Genomic DNA, 1,978 nt, shown 5'->3' with positions numbered 1-1,978 from the left:
CTGCAGCAGCTGGCGCTGGACAACGGCCAGGTGGAGGTGATGCGCACGGCCGGCAACCAGGTGCGCGTGCGCATCGACGCGGCCGATGCGGTCGATCGCCGCGATGCGCTGCAGCCGCGCTTCCGACACTTCGTGGAGCGCGCCGCCGAGGTGCTCGCGCGCTCGCCGGCGGTGCGGGTGCGCGTCGAGGCAGGCGTCCGCGTCAACTCGCCCGCCAATTCCCCGGCGGCCGCGAAGGGTCGCAACCAGGCGCTGGGCTGGGCCCGCGGCACCGAGGCGATACTCGCCAGCCGCGGCATTCCCGCCGACCGGTTGACGTCCGAGGCTCGCGCCGGCGGCGACGCCGAAGCGGCGGGAAGCTTCGACGCCGGCCCGCGGCGCTACATCGAGCTGCTGGCCGCCGACCCGATCGCGCAGTAGCGCAGGTGGGGCCGGCCCGCCGCGCTTCACCGACCCTTCATCCAGCCTTCATTCATGACCGTCCCCCTGGCCTCCCGCCGCGCCTTCATCCAGGCGTCGATCGCCGCGGCGTCGGCGCCCATGGCGCTGCTCGCTCCCACCGCTCAAGCGCAAACCGGCGCCTGGCCCAGCAAGCCGGTGCGTATCGTCGTGCCTTATGCGCCGGGCGGACTGAGCGACGCCGTCGGGCGCCTGCTGGCCGAGCGGCTGGCGCTGGGCCAGCCGGTGATCGTCGACAACAAGCCGGGCGGCGGCGGCGTCATCGGCATGGGCGTGGTGGCCAAGGCCGCCGCGGATGGCCACACGCTGGCCTTCTCGGCGATCAGCCCGTTGACGCTCAGCCCGCACACGCACCAGGTGCCCTACGACGCGCTGACCGACTTCGCGCCGGTGGCGCGGGTGATGGTGTCGCCGGTGTACCTGCTGGCCACGCCGGCCTTCACCGGCAAGACCTTCGCCGACGCGATCGCGCAGGCGCGCGCGCAGCCGGACCAGGTCACCTTCGCCACCAGCGGCGTCGGCAGCCTGGGCCACCTGATGCTCGAGCAGATCTCGCGCAAGGCGCAGGTCCGCTTCACCCACGTGCCCTACAAGGGCGGCGGCCAGATCGCCACCGACGCCGCCGGCGGCCAGTTCCAGCTGTTCACCGCCAATCCCGGCGCGGCGCTGAACGCGCTGGTCGAGCGCGGCAGGCTGCGCGTGCTGGCCGTGGCCGCGCCGGGCCGCATGCCGGGCCTGCCCGACGTGCCGACCGTCGATGAACTGGGCCATCCGGAGGCCAACATGAATTCGGTGTTCGGCGTCTTCGCGCCGGCCCGCACGCCGCCCGAGGTGATCCAGCGCCTGCACGAGGCCATCAACCGCGTGCTGGCCGAGCGCGACGTGCAGGAGCGGCTGCGCCAGCTCGACTACCTCGTGAGTCCGGCGACGATCGCGGTGTTCACGGACCAGCTGCGGCGCGAGCACGCCGCCAATGGGCGGCTGCTGAGGGAGAGCGGCATCCGGCTGGAGTGACCGGCGCGTGCACGCCGGCGCGTGCATGCCAGCGCGCGGAGGGCCCCTCGGGGCCCTCGCTTCATTTCAGCTCCGCCACCTGCAGCGTGCGACGCGGCACATGCGGATGCAGGTGGGACACCACCACCCTGCCCTGCACGAAATCCAGCGAGTAGCTGCTGTGCTGCAGCGGCGTTGCCCGCTCGGTGCGGTCCAGCGCGTTGCTGAAGCCGCGCCCCACCTGGCGGCCGTGGTCGAACACCAGGTCGGTGACGCCGCCCGGCACGCGGGCCACGGCGCTGTCGAACTCGCGGCGGTTGCGTGCGCGAGCACGGGCCGCAGGTCGGCATGGCCGGACACATGGGCGTGCAGGTCGGCGACCACCTGGGACAGCGTCGACAGCGAGTCGTAGCTGCCCACGTGGCCGGTCTCGGGCGCGCGCTCCCGCATGGCTTCGTCGCTGATCCCGACGTGGCGATCGATGGTGCGCTCCCAGGCCAGGTCGCTGATCGCGGCGCGACGCGCC

Annotated in this window: 3 protein-coding genes; 2 read left to right on the top strand and 1 reads right to left on the bottom strand. The window is 73.5% G+C overall.

The genetic code is table 11. The features are described from left to right. Both FUT87_RS28525 and FUT87_RS07175 read left to right on the top strand, forming a co-directional pair. On the top strand, positions 1-420 hold a 420-nt coding region (locus tag FUT87_RS28525; RefSeq protein WP_186830403.1), incomplete at its 5' end, for a hypothetical protein. A 54-nt stretch (positions 421-474) separates the two neighbouring features. Continuing rightward, the gene (locus FUT87_RS07175) at positions 475-1,473 is read left to right on the top strand and encodes a tripartite tricarboxylate transporter substrate binding protein (protein WP_147240571.1); all 999 of its coding nucleotides are present in this window, start codon (positions 475-477) and stop codon (positions 1,471-1,473) included. Positions 1,474-1,534: 61 nt separating this feature from the next. On the opposite strand, the gene FUT87_RS07170 is transcribed toward FUT87_RS07175, so the two are convergent. Further along, positions 1,535-1,747, bottom strand: coding sequence for a hypothetical protein (locus FUT87_RS07170; RefSeq protein WP_147240570.1), 213 nt, complete (start codon positions 1,745-1,747; stop codon positions 1,535-1,537). Positions 1,748-1,978: the final 231 nt, after the last annotated feature.

It is taken from the genome of Mitsuaria sp. TWR114, assembly GCF_007997345.1.
Note: the sequence above shows the minus strand (reverse complement) of the source record. Positions and strands in the feature narration are given on the sequence as shown.

Excerpts from the sequence above, each read along its gene's own strand:
- FUT87_RS07175 (WP_147240571.1), top strand. The coding sequence starts at position 475 with ATGACCGTCCCCCTGGCCTCCCGCCGCGCCTTCATCCAGGCGTCGATC.